Source organism: Mesorhizobium sp. LMG17149 (assembly GCF_024518695.1).
Classification (GTDB): domain Bacteria; phylum Pseudomonadota; class Alphaproteobacteria; order Rhizobiales; family Rhizobiaceae; genus Mesorhizobium.
The window spans coordinates 367,560-383,885 of record NZ_JANIFL010000006.1 but is presented as its reverse complement, the minus strand read 5'-3'; the positions used below and the strand labels follow the sequence as shown (position 1 = coordinate 383,885).

Below are 16,326 nucleotides of genomic sequence, written 5' to 3'. Positions count from 1 at the left end.
TGCAGGGCTTGATAGAGGCTCTGCTTTCGCAGCAATCACGGTGATTGCGGCAACCACGGTGATCCATGGCTGAGCCCCCGCTGAAAGGCGTCCGCGTCGTCGAACTCGCCCGCATCCTTGCCGGGCCATGGGCCGGGCAGTTGCTTGCCGATCTCGGCGCCGATGTCATCAAGGTCGAGAGCCCCGATGGCGGCGACGACACCCGCAAATGGGGGCCACCCTTCGTCATGGGCAAGGACGGCGAGAACCTGTCGGCCGCCTATTATCATTCCTGCAATCGCGGCAAGCGCTCCATCGCCATCGATTTCTCGACGCCGGAAGGCGCGGAGACCGTGCGCCGGCTGGTCGCCACCTCGGACGTGCTGATCGAGAACTTCAAGCTCGGCGGCCTGAAGAAATACGGCCTCGACTATGACAGCCTGCGCCAGATCAACCCGCGCCTCGTCTATTGCTCGATCACCGGCTTCGGTCAGGACGGACCCTATGCGCCGCGCGCCGGCTACGACTTCATCATCCAGGCCATGGCCGGCATGATGTCGATCACCGGCGAGGTCGGCCGCGAGCCGCAAAAAGCGGGCGTCGCCATCTCCGACATCTTCACCGGCCTTTATTCGGTCATCGCCATCCAGGCAGCATTGCGCCATGCCGAGCAGACCGGCGAAGGTCAGCACGTCGACATGGCGCTTTTCGACACCCAGATCTCGGCCCTCGGCAACCAGAATTTGAACTATCTCGTCTCCGGCCAATCGCCGGTGCAGATGGGCAACGCACACATGAACATCGCCCCTTACGAGGTGGTGCCGGTCAGGGACGGGCACATCATCCTGGCGGTCGGCAATGACGGCCAGTTCGCCAAATTCTGCGCCGCTGTCGGACTGGACGACCTGCCTGCCAATCCCGACTTCGCCACCAATCCTGCCCGGGTCGCCAACCGGGTCAAGCTGCGCGAGCGCATGATCGAGGCGCTGAAGATTTTTGACCGCGATCCGCTGCTGGCCAAGCTGGAAGCGGCCAGCGTGCCGGCGAGCCCGATCAACACGATCGGCCAGATGTTTGCCGATCCGCAGACGATCGCGCGCGGCATGCGGCTCGATCTCGACGACGGCCATGGCAATCTTCTGCCTTCGGTGCGTGCGCCGATGGTGATGTCCGGCACGCCGCTGGTCTATGAGCGCCCCTCGCCACGCCTGGGCGAGCACACGCAAGAAATCCTTGCCGAACTGGAGAAGTCTGGACAATGAAGACCGGCGGACAACTCATCGTCGACGCGCTCGAAGCCAACGGCACCGACCGCATCTATTGCGTGCCGGGTGAATCCTATCTGGCGGTGCTCGACGCGCTGCACGACTCTGCGATCCGCACCATCGTCTGCCGCCAGGAAGGCGGTGCCGCGATGATGGCCGATTGCCACGGCCGCCTGACCGGCAAGCCCGGCATCTGCTTCGTCACCCGCGGCCCCGGCGCCACCAACGCCTCGGCTGGCATCCACATCGCCATGCAGGATTCGATACCAGTCATCCTGTTCATCGGCCAGGTCGCCAGCCACGCCAAGGAGCGCGAAGCGTTCCAGGAGGTGGACTACAAGAGGTTCTTCGGCGATATCGCCAAATGGGTGGTCGAGATCGACGACGCCTCGCGCATCCCCGAATTCGTCACCCGAGCCTTCGCGGTGGCGACATCGGGCCGTCCCGGCCCGGTGGTGATCTCGCTGCCCGAAGACATGCTGACCAGTATCGTCGAAGCACCTATCGCCTTGCCGCACACGCCGGTTGAGACACGGCCGGGCGAAGCGGAGCTCGATGCGCTGGAAAAGCTGCTGGCTAAGGCCAAGCGGCCGTTCGTCATTCTCGGCGGCACGCGCTGGGACGCCGATGCCGTGGCACAGATGCGCACGATCGCCGAGGCCTGGTCACTGCCGGTCGGCTGCTCCTTCCGCCGCCAGATGCTGTTCGATCATCTGCACCCGAACTATGCCGGCGATGTCGGCATCGGCATCAACCCGAAGCTGGCCACAGCGATCAAACAGGCCGATCTTGTGCTGCTGATCGGCGGCCGCATGGGCGAAATGCCCTCCTCGGACTACACGCTGCTGAAAAGCCCCTACCCCGACCAGACGCTGGTCCACATCCATGCCGACGCCGGCGAACTCGGCCGCGTCTACAGGCCGACACTGGCGATCAACGCCTCGCCTTCTGCCTTCATCGACGCTTTCGCCAGGCGCAAGCCCGCCTCCGCACCCGTCTGGGCAACCGAGACGCCAAAGCTGCATGCCGCCTATCTCGACTGGTCGACGCCACCGGAAGGCGGCCCCGGCTCGGTCCAGATGGGCCCGATCATGAACTACCTCGAAAAGATGTTGCCCGACGACGCCATCCTCACCAACGGCGCCGGCAATTACGCCACCTGGGTGCATCGTTTCCACCGCTTCCGCCGCTTCGCCACTCAAGGTGCGCCGACGTCGGGCTCGATGGGCTATGGCACGCCTGCGGCCGTCGCCGCCAAGGAGCTGTTCCCGGAGCGCACCGTGGTCGCCTTCGCCGGCGACGGCTGCTTCCTGATGAACGGGCAGGAATTCGCCACCGCCGTGCAGTATGACCTGCCTATCATTGTGGTCGTCGTCAACAACGGCATCTACGGCACCATCCGCATGCATCAGGAGCGCGAATATCCCGGCCGCGTCGTCGCCACCGATCTCAAGAACCCCGACTTCGCGGCTCTCGCCCGCGCCTATGGCGGCCATGGCGAAACGGTCGACAAGACCGCCGATTTCGCTCCCGCCTTCGAACGTGCCCGCGCCAGCGGCAAGCCGGCGATCGTGGAAATCCGCCTCGACCCCGAAGCGATCACGCCGACCAAGACGATGACGCAGATACGCGACAAGGCCTGAGTGCTGAGGGGCATAGGCCGAGTTCTACGGCGCCCCCCTCTGTCCTGCCGGACATCTCCCCCTCAAGGGGGGAGATTGGCAGTTTCGTCGTCCCGCCCTTTTTCCAACGCTGACGATTGCCGAAACGCGAAGTAACATTCGATCTCCCCACTTGAGGGGGAGATGTCCGGCAGGACAGAGGGGGGCGCTGTCCCGCCAACGTCCGGTGTTGGCTCCCCCTACTTCGCCGCCTCGATCTGCCCACGGATTTCGCCGTCCTTGTTGGCTGCCGTGTGCACGTTGACATAGTCCTTGCCGGCCATCAGGTCGGCGGCCTGCGCGTCGGTCAGCACGACCGACCCTTTGATCGGGCTCTTGAGCTTGCCCTTGAACGGGATCGCCACCCCGGCGTTTTCACCCATCGCGGCTGGGCCGTGAATATGCCCGGCGGTCGCCGGCCCGCTGAGGCCGGAATACTTGACGTTCCAGCTGAGTTTCTTCGTGGCCGTGTCGAAGGTAAGAGCTGCGGTGCCCTTGCCTTTCGTGGTCACCGGCGGGTTCTGCTGGGCGCCGTCGAGCGTCGCTTTCAGCTTCACCGTCTCCGCCAGGGCCGGCGCTGCCGTAAGGAAAGACACCGAGATGGCCAGTGCCGAAAGCATCGGCGCCAAGGATTGGATACGCATGAGAATCTCCGTTTGCTGATGACATCCAGCCACGGCTCCCCGGCGCGCGGATGTATCGGCACAAGGCTTATAAGAGCGAATGGCTGCGCGCGAGTAACACTTACGTGCAGACTAATGGACCGCGCGATACCGGCGGCGTCAGACGGCTGCCAGCGCCTGGGTCAGGTCGGCGATCAGATCATCCGGGTGCTCCACGCCGATCGACAGCCTGACCGTGGTCTCCAGCACGCCGATGCGTTCGCGCACCTCGAAGGGTATGCCCGAATGGGTCATGGCCGCGGGGTGGCTGGCCAAGGATTCCGTTCCGCCCAGGCTCACCGCCAGCTTGAAGATCTGCAGGTTGTTGAGAAAGGCGAAAGCCGCCTTCTCGCCGCCCTTGATATCGAAGGAGAAGGTCGAGCCGGCACCAGTGCATTGCGCCCTGTAGGTGCGGCCAGCCGGCGTTTCCTCGCCCAGGAACGGAAGGTAATGCACCTTCTCGACCTTGGCATGGTCGCGCAGGAATTCGGCGACCAGGCGCGCATTGTCGTTGGCCCGCTCCATGCGGATCGACAGCGTCTCCAGCGAGCGGCCAAGCATCCAGCAGGAATGCGGGTCGAGCTGCGTGCCGATCGCGCCGCGCAGCGCCTTGATCGGCTTGGTGACCGCCTTGCTGCCCATGGCGGCGCCCGCGATGAGATCGGAATGGCCGCCGACATATTTGGTCAGCGAATAGACGGACACGTCGGCGCCATGTTCGATGGGCCGCTGGAAAACCGGGCCGAGCAGCGTGTTGTCGCACACGACGATCGGCGTCGACCCTTGGCTAGCGCCGATCTCGTCGGCGATCTTCCGCATCAGCGCGATATCGACCAGGCTGTTGGTCGGGTTTGACGGCGTTTCGATCAGGATGACCGACACGCGGCCCTTGCGCGTTGCCGCGTCGGCGGCGGAGCGCACCGCCGTCTCGTCGACGCCATCCGCGAAACCGACCGCGCCGATACCGAAGCCGGAGAGCGAGCGCGTCAGAAGCGTCTCGGTGCCGCCGTAAAGCGGCTGCGAATGCAGGATGACGTCGCCCGGCCTGATATAGGCGAGCAGCGTGGTGGCGATCGCCGACATGCCGGATGAAAACAGGATGCAGGCATCCGCCCCCTCATAGATCGCCAGCCGGTCCTCGACGATCTCGCTGTTGGGATGGTTGAAGCGCGAATAGACCAGGCCCGACGCCGTGCCGCTTGGCGGCTCCTTGCGGCCGGAGGTGTAGTCGAAGAAGTCGCGTCCTTCTTCCGCCGACTTGAACACGAAGGTCGAGGTCAGGAACACCGGCGGCTTGACCGCACCCTCCGAAAGCTGCGGATCGAAGCCATAGCTCAGCATCAGCGTCTCCGGGTGGAGCTTGTGGTTGCCGATATGGGTTTTCGACGGGCGTGGCGCGGTCATGAGCTTTCCTGCCTGTTCGAGTGACATAGTGAACGGCAATTTATGCGATCCCGTTCCGCCGGTCCTTGCTATTTTTGGGCTCGCATGGCTGCATTCCCGCAACAAATTGCCCGGAGAGACGGAAAGTGCAGCAGAAGATAGCCGATGATTTCGACCTGAAAATCCTGCGCGAACTGCAGGCCGACGCCCGCATCACCAACAATGAGCTTGCCGAGCGGATCGGCCTGTCGCCGTCGCCCTGCCTGAGGCGGGTGCGGCGGTTGGAGGAGACCGGCGTCATCAGAGGCTACACCACGCTGGTCGATCCCTCAGCCTTCGGCTGGAACATGGTCGCCATCGCCACCATCCGGCTCAGCCGCCAGAACGAAGACGAGATCGTCATGTTCGAGGACGCGATTCGCGGCTGGGAAGAGGTGCTGGAATGTCACCTCGTCACCGGCTCGCGCGACTATGTGCTGAAAGTGGTGACGGGAAGCCTTGAGCAGTACGAGCGCTTCATCAAGGAAAAGATCGCGCGGCTGAAATGCGTCGCCTCGATCGAGACCAGCTTCGTCATGAACACCATAAAGGAACGGCGCCTCTAGCATTTCTGCCGGAGGCGCCGTTTCGAGATCGATTGTTACCGGCTAGGCTTACTTGACCGCCTTGTCCGTGATGGCGGTGGTGTAGGCGCCGGTCGGCTCCTTGGTGATGATCTTCTGGTCGAGCAGCGCCTTGGCGGTGCGCTCGTAGGTCGCCGGATCGAGCTTGCCGTCGGCGTTGTCGATCAGCTTGGCGACTTCGCTCATCATGCGCTTCTGGTGGTTCTCGTCCTGGCCGCCGCCATCCATGACGATGCCTGCGGCTTCGTCATTGTTGTCGATGGCGTATTTCCAGCCCTTCATCGAGGCGCGCACGAAACGCACCATCTTGTCTTCGAAGGCCGGGTCCTTGAGCTTGTCTTCGGACGCATAGAGCCCGTCCTCGAGCAGGTCGTTGCCCATGGCCGAGTAGTTGAACACGGTTAGCTGTTCGGGCTTGTAGCCGGCGTCGATCAACTGCCAGTACTCGTTGTAGGTCATGACCGAGATACAATCCGCCTGCTTCTGGATCAGGGGCTGCACGTCGAAGCTCTGCTTCAAGACGGTGACGCCGTCCGGGCCGCCGTCTGTCTTGAGGCCGAGCTTGTTCATCCAGGCGTAGAACGGATACTCGTTGCCGAAGAACCAGACGCCCAGTGTGTGACCCTTGAAGTCGGCTTCGGTCTTGATCGGGCCGTCCTTCGGGCAGACCAGCTCCATGCCTGCCTTCTTGAACGGCTGGGCGATGTTGACCAGCGGCACGCCCTTTTCGCGGGCGGCCAGCGCACCGCCCATCCAGTCGACGATGACATCGGCGCCGCCGCCGGCGATCACCTGCTCGGGCGCGATATCGGGACCGCCCGGCTTGATGTCGACGTCGAGACCTTCGGCCTCATAGAAACCCTTGGCCTTGGCGACATAGTAGCCGGCAAACTGAGCCTGCGTGACCCATTTCAGCTGCAACGTCACCTTGTCGGCGGCCATTGCCTGGAACGCGGCGAGCGACATCGCGCCGGCCAGAACGGGAATAATCAGTCTTTTCATTTTTTTACCCTCTGAAGTTAGTGCCCTAAACCCACCGCCCCTATCCACCACGGACAGAGGGATGCCAAAACGTGACGGCTCTTTCGACAAGAGCGACCACGCCATAAAAGACCGAACCCGCAAGTGCTGCAACTGCGATTTCGGCCCAGACCATGTCGATGTTCATCCGCCCGACCTCGGTCGAGATGCGGAAGCCCATGCCGACGACGGGCGTGCCGAAGAACTCGGCGACGATGGCGCCGATCAGCGCCAGCGTCGAGTTGATCTTCAGCGCGTTGAAGATGAAGGGAGCAGCGGCCGGCAGCCTAAGCTTCAGCAGCGTCGGCCAGTAGCCCGACGCATAGGTGCGCATCAGGTCGCGCTCCATATGGCCGGAGGCGGCCAGACCGGCGACCGTGTTCACCAGCATCGGGAAGAAAGTCATGATGATGACAACAGCCGCCTTGGACTGCCAGTCGAAGCCGAACCACATCACCATGATCGGGGCGACGCCAATGATCGGCAGCGCCGAGACCATGTTGCCGATAGGCAAGAGGCCGCGCCGCAGGAACGGCACACGGTCGGCGAGGATTGCGGTGATGAAGCCGGCGCCGCTGCCCACCACATAGCCGAAGATCACCGCCTTGAAGATGGTCTGCCGGACATCCGCGCCGAGCACCGGCAGCGAACCGGCGATGCGTGCGCCGATGGCGCTTGGCGGCGGCAGAAGGATGAAGGGAATGCCGGCCCCGCGCGTCACCGCCTCCCAGATGATCAGGATCCAGGCGCCGAAGATGGCGGGGATGATCAGGTGCAGCGCGGTGCGAGCCCATTTGGCGAAAGGACGCAGCGACGACAGCACCGCCACGCAGCGCCAGCCAAGCAGCCAGGCACCCGTGAGCAGCAGGAAATAGGGCGCCCGTGCCAGGCCCTCGAAGCCGGTGATGCCGCCAATCAGCAGCCAGGCGGCCAGATGCGCGCCGATGAAAAGCACAACCGCTTCGACGACGGACGGTATTCTGGCCATCGAGATCAAAGCAGCGAGAAGCAGCACGCCGAAGATCAGCCAGTTCGTCGCCACATAGGGATACATCAACGTCCCTGCGGGCTGCGCCAGTGCATCCACTTTCGGCGCGGCGATCGGGCCGAGCGCGACCGCGATCAGGCACAGCACGATCGCCGACACCGCCTGCCAGGAGGGTTTCAGCCAGTTCATGCCGGCCTCCCGCCCATGGCGCGGTCGACGAGGCGCCCGGCAATGCCGACAACCATGACGAGAAGTGCTGCCACCACAGACCCAGCAACCAGCGCAGACCAGATGTCGATGGACTGGCTGTAATAGGCGCCCGCCAAAAGCTTGGCGCCGATGCCGGCGACCGCACCGGTCGGCAATTCGCCGACGATGGCGCCGACCAGGCTTGCCGCCACCGCCACCTTCATCGAGGTGAACAGGAACGGCACCGAGGCCGGCACACGCAATCTCCAGAAGGTTTGCGCACGACTGGCATTGTAGGTGTGCATCAGGTCGAGATGCATGATCTCGGGTGAGCGCAGCCCCTTCACCATGCCGACGGTCACCGGGAAGAATGACAGATAGGTCGAGATCATCGCCTTCGGGATCAGACCGCTGATGCCGATCGCCCCCAGCACGACGATGATCATCGGCGCCACCGCCAGGATGGGAATGGTCTGCGAGGCGATGATCCACGGCATCAGGCTGCGGTCGAGCGTCGCCACATGGACAATGCCGACAGCGATGATGATGCCGAGCGCGGTGCCGAAGGCAAAGCCGAGCAGCGTCGACGACAGCGTCACCCAGGCATTGTAGACCAGGCTGCGGTTCGAGGTGATAGGCCGCAGGAAGGTGTTCTCGAAGAAATTCACCGCCACCTGATGCGGCGCCGGCAATGTCGGCTTCGGCTGCGACAGCGTCTTGCCGATGAGTTCGCTGAACGTGGAGGTCTCACCGGCGCGACGGTCGAGATCGCGCTGGAACGGCGCGTTGAGGATGACGGCGAAAACATACCAGAGCACGACCACGCCTGCGAGGATCGAGGTCACGGGGATGAGTTTGTCGCGGAAGGTGTCCATTAGGTGCGCTCCCCTTTGCCCAACGGCAAAGAGCGGCCATACCCATTCTTCGTCATCCTAGGGCGAAGCAAGGAGCGAAGCGACGCGGCGCAGACCCTAGGATCCATGCCGTTACCTCTGTGCTCCACAACGGTGCGGAACAAGGCTCCCTGTGCCTCGCCCTGCTTGGCCTGTTTTCTCAACCGTTTTCGCCTTTCGGCCGGCGTCACGGCATGGATCCTAGGGTCTGCGCAGGCCGCTGCGCGCCTGCTCTGCCCTAGGATGACGAAGGGGTGGTTGACCGCTCCCTTTACGCACGCCGCCTCGCGGTGCCCTAGGATGACGAAGGCGCGGTGGGCCGCCCCCCCACCCGACCTCCGCTTCGCTCCGGCCACCCTCTCCCCGTTGGGGAGAGGAGGAAGCTCATCCTGCCCCTCAATCATCATAGCTGTGTCCTGCCCGCAGCCCGTCGCGCACGCGCGCCGCGATCGTCAGAAACTCCGGCGTCTCGCGGATGTCGAGCGGCCGCTCTCTCGGCAGTGTCGATTCGATGATGTCGCTGACGCGGCCCGGCCGCGGTGACATGACGACGATACGCGTCGACAGATAGACGGCTTCCGGAATGGAGTGGGTGACGAAGCAGATCGTCTTGTTGGTGCGTCCCCACAATTCCAGCAATTGCTCGTTGAGATGGTCGCGCACGATCTCGTCCAGCGCACCGAACGGCTCGTCCATCAGCAGCAGGTCGGCGTCGAAGGCCAGCGCACGCGCGATCGAGGCACGCTGCTGCATGCCGCCCGAGAGCTGCCAGGGATACTTCTTCTCGAAGCCTGAGAGGTTGACGAGATCGAGCGTGCGCTTGATCCGCTCGCCCTGCTCCGCCCTGGACAGGCCCATGATCTCGAGCGGCAACCCGACATTGCGCTCGATGGTGCGCCACGGAAACAGGGCGGCGGCCTGAAAGACATAGCCATAGGCGCGTTTCTCGCGCGCCTGCTCTGCTGTCATGCCATTGACGGAAATCGTCCCCGAGGTCGGCTTCTCCAGATCGGCGATGACGCGCAGCAGCGTGGTCTTGCCGCAGCCCGAAGGCCCGATGAAGGAGACGAACTCGCCCTTGCCGATGGTGAGATCGACGTTGGACAGCGCCTGCACCGGCCCGTCATTGGTCTGGAAGGTCAGCCCGAGTTTGCTTGCCGCGACGACGGCTGGCGAAGTCCCCGTCATCGGCCGCCGCCTGCCTGTTTTCGTCCCTGCGGCGGCTGGAATCCGATTGCTTTTATCGCGATGTTGTTTTCCACTTACCCTGTCCCATTTGGCCCTGTCCCACTGACCTTGTCCCACTCGATCGACGCCCGGAGTTTCCCCGATGTCGCCCAAACCCACTTGTCATCTTATCCGCCCTGAAAGCACTTATGAAGGCAAGCAGGGATTGACCTATTTCGCCGGCATCGCCGCCGAGACCGTCGGCGCTTCCGGCATCTGCATGCACGTGCTCACCATGCCGCCCGGCGCGCGCGCCAAGGCGCATATGCATGAGAGCCACGAGACGGCGATCTATGTGCTCTCCGGCGAAGTTCACACCTGGTACGGCGACCGGCTCGAGCATCATATCGTCGTCAAGGCCGGCGACCTCTTTTACATTCCGGCCGGCGTGCCGCATCTGCCGGCCAATCTGAGCAGCGCCCCGTCTTCGGCCGTCATTGCGCGCACCGATCCCAACGAACAGGAAAGCGTCGTCCTGCTGCCGGAACTGGATGCACTGGTCGCGTGAGGCCAGCATCGACGGGCTAGGATCCCACCGGTCAATTGCCCGAGGTTTGCGCTGCCCCTCATCGCCCTGCCGGGCACTTCTCCCCGTATAGTGACGGGGAGAGGGACGATTTCGCGGAGGATTTCGCGGAGGATTTCGCCAATCTCCGACGTTACAAAAAAGGGGGGCGAGGTTGCGTTCATCTCCCTTCTCCCCGTCACTATACGGGGAGAAGGTGCCGGCAGGCGGATGAGGGGCGGCGCCGAGTTCGGCAATTATCGGCACTGCGACACATCCCCAAAGGCGGCGCCGTGTTTGTCGGCAATCATCCGTTTCTTGGCGTTCTTCGAGCCGCGCAAGCTCAAACCCCGGTCGCCGGGATGCCGGTGCGTTCCACCTTGCGCGGCGCGGAGATTTCCTTCCACGTCGACAGCGCCCGGTTGACCGCCGCATTCGGCTCGCGGCCGACGAACTCGCCATGACCGGGCTTGGCCTTGATTTCGGCCTCCTGGATCGACAGTTCGCCACGCGAGAACACGAACCGCGGCAGACCGGTCACCTCGAACCCTTCGAACACGTTGTAGTCGATGACAGACTGCTGCTTCTTCGAGGTGATCTTCTTCTTGCGCTTGGGATCCCAGACGACGATGTCGGCGTCGGCGCCCTCTACGATGGCGCCCTTCTTCGGATACATGTTGAGGATCTTGGCGATGTTGGTCGAGGTCACCGCGACGAACTCGTTCATCGTCAGCCGGCCGGTGTTGACGCCCGTCGTCCACAGCACCGGCATGCGGTCTTCAAGCCCGCCGGTGCCGTTCGGGATCTTGGTGAAATCGCCGACGCCGTTGCGCTTCTGCTTGGTGGTGAAAGCGCAATGATCGGTCGCCACCACCTGCAGCGAGCCCGCCTGCAGGCCGGCCCACAGCGAGTCCTGGTGCAGTTTGTTGCGGAAGGGCGGGCTCATCACGCGGCGCGCCGCATGATCCCAGTCCTTGTCGAAATACTCGCTCTCGTCCAGCGTCAGGTGCTGGATCAGCGGTTCTCCGAATACCCGCATGCCCTTCTGCCTCGCGCGGCGGATCGCCTCGTGGCTCTGCTCGCAGGAGACATGCACGACATAGAGCGGCACGCCGGCCATGTCGGCGATCATGATGGCGCGGTTGGTCGCCTCGCCTTCCACTTCGGGTGGCCGTGAATAGGCGTGGCCCTCGGGGCCGTTGTTGCCGGCAGCCAGCAGCTTCTGCGACAGGGCGGCAACGACATCGCCATTCTCGGCATGCACCAGCGGCAGCGCGCCGAGATCGGCGCAGCGCTGGAACGACGCATACATCTCGTCGTCATCGACCATCAGCGCGCCCTTGTAGGCCATGAAGTGCTTGAACGAGGTGATGCCCTTGTCGACGACAGTGGCCATCTCGTCGAACACCTGCTTGCCCCACCAGGTGATCGCCATGTGGAAGGAGTAGTCGCAGGACGCTTTCGAGGTCTTGTTGTCCCACATCTGCAAGGCTTCGAGCAGCGACTGCTGTGGCGCCGGCAGGCAGAAATCGACCACCATCGTCGTGCCGCCGGAGAGCGCCGCGCGCGTGCCGGATTCGAAATCATCGGCCGAATAGGTGCCCATGAACGGCATTTCGAGATGGGTGTGCGGGTCGATGCCGCCCGGCATGATGTAGCAGCCGGTGGCGTCGAACTCATGGTCGCCATGCAGGCCCGAGCCGATGGCGACGATCTTGCCGTGCTGCATCAGCACATCGGCCTTCCAGGTGCGGTCGGCGGTGACGATGGTGCCGTTTCGGATAACTTTGGTCATTAGCTGTTCCCTTGTTCTTGCCGCGCTTCTTACGAGCGTCGTTTGGAAGGTAGATCTAAGCTCACTCCACGATGACAGCCGTCTCCACCACCGCGTGGAACAAAACGTCGGCACCTGCCGAAGCCCATTCCTTGGTGATCTCCTCGGCCTCGTTGTGGCTCAAGCCGTCGACGCAGGGGCACATCACCATGGCGGTGGGCGCGACGCGGTTGATCCAGCAGGCGTCGTGGCCGGCGCCGGAGACGATGTTGCGGTGGGAATAGCCGAGGCGTTCGGCGGCATCGCGGATCGCCTTGACGCAACCGGCGTCGAAGGTCACCGGGTCGAAAGCACCGACCTGTTCGATCTCGTAGCGGATGTCGAGTGCATCGCAGATCGTGTCGATGCCTTCGCGGATGCGGCCATCCATCGCGTCCAGCACTTCTTTTTCCGGCGAGCGGATATCGACGGTGAAGACGGTGCGCCCGGCGATGATGTTGCGCGAATTGGGATAGACCTCCATGTGGCCGACCGCGCCGACGGCATCGGGCTGGTAGTCCATGGCGATCTCGTGCACCAGTTCGATCACCCGCGCCATGCCGAGCCCGGCATTACGGCGCTTGGGCATCGGCGTCGAGCCGGTGTGGGCTTCCTTGCCTGTCAGCGTCACCTGCAGCCATTTAAGGCCCTGGCCATGGGTGACGACACCGATGTCGATATCTTCGTCCTCGAGGATCGGACCCTGTTCGATATGCAGTTCGAAGAAGGCGTGGATCTTGCGATCGCCGACCTTCTCGCTGCCTTTCCAGCCGATGCGCTCGAGCTCCTCACCGAATTTCTTGCCCTGCTTGTCGACATGCCCGTACACATCGGCCTGGTCGAGCACGCCGGCGAACACGCCGGACGCCATCATCGCCGGCGCAAAGCGCGAGCCCTCCTCGTTCGTCCAGTTGGTGACGACGATCGGATGTTTGGTCTTGATGCCGAGATCGTTGAGCGAGCGCACCACTTCAAGCCCGCCCAGCACGCCGAGCACGCCGTCGTACTTGCCGCCGGTCGGCTGCGTATCGAGATGGCTGCCGACATAGACCGGCGGCAGGCTGGGATCGGTGCCTTCGCGGCGGGCAAACATCGTGCCCATTTCATCGACGCCCATTTCGAGCCCGGCCGCATCGCACCAGCGCTTGAACAGATGCCGCCCTTCGCCGTCTTCGTCGGTCACGGTCTGGCGATTGTTGCCGCCGGCGATGCCGGGGCCAATCTTCGCCATCTCCATGATGGAATCCCACAAACGGTCTGAATTGATTCGCAGATTCTCGCCGGGTGCGGCCATGCTCTAAAACCTCATCGATTGCGGGGCGTCCCCCTCCCCCTCGAGGGGAGGGTGGCCGCGAAGCGGTCGGGTGGGGTCGGCTGACATATGCTCAACCTTCCCCTTGACCATCTGCGCGACATGCCACGCGCTGTTTATGACATCGGGCTCGTCAACACGGAAGACGTGAAACCCGAGAGAGCGCAGATAGGCATCACGAACAGCATCGTGCCGTTTACCCTTCTCGTGTTCGTGCAGATCACCGTCGACCTCAACGATCAGCTTCACCGCCAAGCAAACGAAGTCAACGATATAAGGCCCAATCGGGCACTGACGGCGAAACTTGATGCCTCCCGATTTCAACTCCCGCAGTTCATACCACAGGAGGGATTCGCCCTTGGTCGCGTGAACTCGAAGCGCGCGCGCCTTCTGGCGCATTTCGAAGCTCACGCGGGTACGGGGCATCAGACGCGGCCACGCAGCAAAAGATCAGGTCGGCACCCAGTCGCACCGACCCCACCCGACCGCTTCGCGGCCACCCTCCCCTCGAGGGGGAGGGATATCCGCGTCCAGTTCGTCAATCTATGGCTCGCAAGACTTCTCTGACATGGTCGATCAATTCGTTGATCTGGCCCTTGGTGATGATCAGCGGCGGCGACAGCGCGATGATGTCGCCGGTGGTGCGGATCAGCGCGCCGCGCTCGAACGCCTTGACGAAGGCCGAGAAGGCCCGCTTGGTCGGCTGGCCGGCGATCGGCGCCAGCTCGATCGCGCCGATCAGGCCGATGTTCCTGATATCGATGACGTTCGGCTCGCCTTTCAGCGAATGCAGCGCGTCTTCCCAGTACGGCGCCAGCTCCTCGCCGCGGGTTAGCAGGCCCTCTTCCTTGTAGGTGTCAAGCGTGCCGAGTGCGGCCGCGCAGGCGATAGGGTTGCCCGAATAGGTGTAGCCGTGGAAGAACTCGATCATGTGCTCGGGGCCGGTCATGAAGGCGTCGTGGATCTCCTTCTTCACAAACACCGCGCCCATCGGGACGACACCGTTGGAGACGCCCTTGGCGGTGGTCATGATGTCTGGCGTCACACCGAAATAGTCGGCGGCGAACGGCGTGCCGAGACGGCCGAAACCGGTGATGACCTCGTCGAAGATCAACAGGATGCCATGCTTGGTGCAGATTTCGCGCAGCTTCTCGAGATAGCCCTTCGGCGGCAGGATGACGCCGGTGGAGCCGGCGACCGGCTCGACGATGACGGCGGCGATGGTCGAAGCGTCATGCAGGGCGACGATGCGCTCCAGCTCGTTGGCGAGTTCCGCGCCATACTCCGGTACGCCCTTGGTGAAGGCGTTCTTTTCCGGCAGATGCGTGTGCGGCATATGGTCGACGCCGCCGAGCAGCGTGCCGAACATCTTGCGGTTGGTGACGATGCCGCCGACCGAGATGCCGCCGAAATTGACGCCGTGATAGCCGCGCTCGCGACCGATCAGCCGGGTGCGCGAGCCCTCGCCCTTCACACGATGATAGGCGATGGCCATCTTGAGCGCGGTCTCGACCGATTCCGAGCCGGAATTGGTGAAGAAGACATGGTCCATGCCCTTGGGCGCGAGGTCGATCAGGCGGTTGGCCAGTTCGAACACGATCGGGTGGCCCATCTGGAAGGCGGGCGCATAGTCGAGCTCGGCGGCCTGCTGCTGGATCGCCTCGGTGATCTTCGGACGGCAGTGGCCGGCATTGACGCACCACAGGCCGGCGGTGCCGTCGAGAACCTTGCGGCCGTCGCTGGTCGTGTAATGCATGTCCTTGGCGGACACCATCATGCGCGGCGCCTGCTTGAACTGCCGGTTTGCCGTGAACGGCATCCAGAATGCGCTGAGATCGTTCGGCGTGACTTTCAGCCGGTTGGACATGACCAGGACTTCCCCTTGTAATCTGTTTCGCTGCGCCCAACGCTTGGTCTTTGCCGCGTTTTCATGCTACGCAAATTTTTGACCGATTGGACAAACGTTAGCACCGCCCTGTCGGCGGTCAAGGGATTACTAGCGGAAATGCGGCACCTGAAGTGCGTTCCACAGGCTAGGGAAAAACTGGTCCAGAGAATTGGTCCAGATGACCCTCAACGCGAGGGCTGGCAACGGTGACCACGGCCGCCCCTCGTCGCACCCGCATCCAGCAGGAAAAGCGCGAACTCATCCTGGAGGCGGCGCTCGAGGTTTTCTCGACCAACGGTTTTCGTGGCTCGACCATTGACCAGATCGCCGAAGCCGCCGGCATGTCGAAGCCGAACCTGCTCTATTATTTCCGCCGCAAGGAAGACATCCACGAGACGCTGATGCAGCGCCTGCTCGACACCTGGCTGGCGCCGCTGCGTGAACTCGATGACATCGGCGACCCCTTGACCGAATTGCGCAGCTACATCAGGCGCAAGCTGGAAATGGCGCGCGACTTTCCGCGCGAGAGCCGGCTGTTCGCCAACGAGATCCTGCAAGGCGCGCCGCGCATCATGCCGCTGCTGGCCGGAGAGTTGAAGACGCTGGTCGACGAGAAGGCGACCGTCATCAAGGGCTGGATGCGCGCCGGCAAGATCGCCAAGACCGATCCGTGGCACCTGATCTTCTCGATCTGGGCGACGACGCAGCACTACGCCGATTTCGACGTCCAGGTCCGGGCCGTGCTCGGGCCGAACCGCGGCGGCGACGGCCGCTTCGAGGATGCGGCCCGCTTCCTGGAACAACTATTTCTTGATGGGCTTAAGCCGAAGGGGTAGCAGCGAGATCACGTCTTGGGTCAACTTGGCAGTCGTCGGGCTATCCCAGACGGTGGGGATTGGCCGAAGCGCACATTGATTT

15 protein-coding genes are annotated in these 16,326 nt (G+C 63.3%); 5 read left to right on the top strand and 10 right to left on the bottom strand.

Going from position 1 to position 16,326, the window contains the following annotated elements:
- The first annotated feature begins 65 nt into the window (after window positions 1-65).
- Both NP945_RS16655 and NP945_RS16650 read left to right on the top strand, forming a co-directional pair.
- Window positions 66-1,241: a CaiB/BaiF CoA-transferase family protein gene (locus NP945_RS16655; protein ID WP_128288483.1), complete on the top strand. Its 1,176-nt coding sequence runs from the start codon at window positions 66-68 to the stop codon at window positions 1,239-1,241.
- Window positions 1,238-2,887 (top strand): thiamine pyrophosphate-binding protein, encoded by a 1,650-nt coding sequence (locus NP945_RS16650; protein WP_127381399.1) that lies wholly within the window; start codon window positions 1,238-1,240, stop codon window positions 2,885-2,887. The genes NP945_RS16655 and NP945_RS16650 overlap by 4 nt, the downstream gene beginning before the upstream one ends.
- A gap of 218 nt (window positions 2,888-3,105) precedes the next feature.
- Here the strand turns inward: NP945_RS16650 and NP945_RS16645 are convergent, their stop codons facing one another.
- Together NP945_RS16645 and NP945_RS16640 are read right to left on the bottom strand one after the other, a co-directional pair.
- Window positions 3,106-3,549 carry a CHRD domain-containing protein gene (locus NP945_RS16645; protein ID WP_256746960.1) on the bottom strand — a complete coding sequence of 148 codons (444 nt, stop codon included), beginning with the start codon at window positions 3,547-3,549 and terminating at the stop codon, window positions 3,106-3,108.
- Window positions 3,550-3,687: 138 nt separating this feature from the next.
- The gene (locus NP945_RS16640) at window positions 3,688-4,971 is read right to left on the bottom strand and encodes a cystathionine gamma-synthase family protein (protein ID WP_256746959.1); all 1,284 of its coding nucleotides are present in this window, start codon (window positions 4,969-4,971) and stop codon (window positions 3,688-3,690) included.
- Window positions 4,972-5,096: 125 nt separating this feature from the next.
- On the opposite strand from NP945_RS16640, the gene NP945_RS16635 reads away from it, so the two are divergent.
- On the top strand, window positions 5,097-5,555 hold the full coding sequence (locus NP945_RS16635) for an Lrp/AsnC family transcriptional regulator (RefSeq protein ID WP_127322679.1): 459 nt from the start codon (window positions 5,097-5,099) through the stop codon (window positions 5,553-5,555).
- A gap of 48 nt (window positions 5,556-5,603) precedes the next feature.
- On the opposite strand, the gene NP945_RS16630 is transcribed toward NP945_RS16635, so the two are convergent.
- The 4 genes from NP945_RS16630 to NP945_RS16615 all read right to left on the bottom strand — a co-directional run bounded on the left by NP945_RS16630 (window position 5,604) and on the right by NP945_RS16615 (window position 9,851).
- Window positions 5,604-6,575: an ABC transporter substrate-binding protein gene (locus NP945_RS16630; protein ID WP_013894623.1), complete on the bottom strand. Its 972-nt coding sequence runs from the start codon at window positions 6,573-6,575 to the stop codon at window positions 5,604-5,606.
- 40 nt (window positions 6,576-6,615) lie between these two features.
- Window positions 6,616-7,770: an ABC transporter permease gene (locus NP945_RS16625; RefSeq protein ID WP_256746958.1), complete on the bottom strand. Its 1,155-nt coding sequence runs from the start codon at window positions 7,768-7,770 to the stop codon at window positions 6,616-6,618.
- Window positions 7,767-8,645: an ABC transporter permease gene (locus tag NP945_RS16620; protein ID WP_127272550.1), complete on the bottom strand. Its 879-nt coding sequence runs from the start codon at window positions 8,643-8,645 to the stop codon at window positions 7,767-7,769. Before NP945_RS16620 ends, NP945_RS16625 begins: the two co-directional genes overlap by 4 nt.
- 414 nt (window positions 8,646-9,059) lie before the next feature.
- A complete protein-coding gene (locus NP945_RS16615; RefSeq protein WP_256746957.1) occupies window positions 9,060-9,851 on the bottom strand; it encodes an ABC transporter ATP-binding protein in 792 nt (263 codons plus the stop codon).
- Between the two features lie 142 nt (window positions 9,852-9,993).
- On the opposite strand from NP945_RS16615, the gene NP945_RS16610 reads away from it, so the two are divergent.
- Complete coding sequence (locus NP945_RS16610) at window positions 9,994-10,398, top strand: cupin domain-containing protein (RefSeq protein ID WP_127321630.1); 405 nt, start codon at window positions 9,994-9,996, stop codon at window positions 10,396-10,398.
- Window positions 10,399-10,738: 340 nt separating this feature from the next.
- On the opposite strand, the gene hydA is transcribed toward NP945_RS16610, so the two are convergent.
- From hydA to NP945_RS16590, 4 genes are all read right to left on the bottom strand, one after another.
- Complete coding sequence (gene hydA, locus NP945_RS16605) at window positions 10,739-12,190, bottom strand: dihydropyrimidinase (RefSeq protein WP_127321629.1); 1,452 nt, start codon at window positions 12,188-12,190, stop codon at window positions 10,739-10,741.
- A gap of 61 nt (window positions 12,191-12,251) precedes the next feature.
- The gene (locus NP945_RS16600; RefSeq protein ID WP_023813190.1) at window positions 12,252-13,502 is read right to left on the bottom strand and encodes a Zn-dependent hydrolase; all 1,251 of its coding nucleotides are present in this window, start codon (window positions 13,500-13,502) and stop codon (window positions 12,252-12,254) included.
- Between the two features lie 3 nt (window positions 13,503-13,505).
- Window positions 13,506-13,946: an endonuclease domain-containing protein gene (locus NP945_RS16595; RefSeq protein ID WP_256746956.1), complete on the bottom strand. Its 441-nt coding sequence runs from the start codon at window positions 13,944-13,946 to the stop codon at window positions 13,506-13,508.
- Window positions 13,947-14,058: 112 nt separating this feature from the next.
- The gene (locus NP945_RS16590; protein WP_256746955.1) at window positions 14,059-15,387 is read right to left on the bottom strand and encodes an aspartate aminotransferase family protein; all 1,329 of its coding nucleotides are present in this window, start codon (window positions 15,385-15,387) and stop codon (window positions 14,059-14,061) included.
- A gap of 227 nt (window positions 15,388-15,614) precedes the next feature.
- On the opposite strand from NP945_RS16590, the gene NP945_RS16585 reads away from it, so the two are divergent.
- A complete protein-coding gene (locus NP945_RS16585) occupies window positions 15,615-16,244 on the top strand; it encodes a TetR family transcriptional regulator C-terminal domain-containing protein (RefSeq protein ID WP_256746954.1) in 630 nt (209 codons plus the stop codon).
- Window positions 16,245-16,326 lie beyond the last annotated feature (82 nt).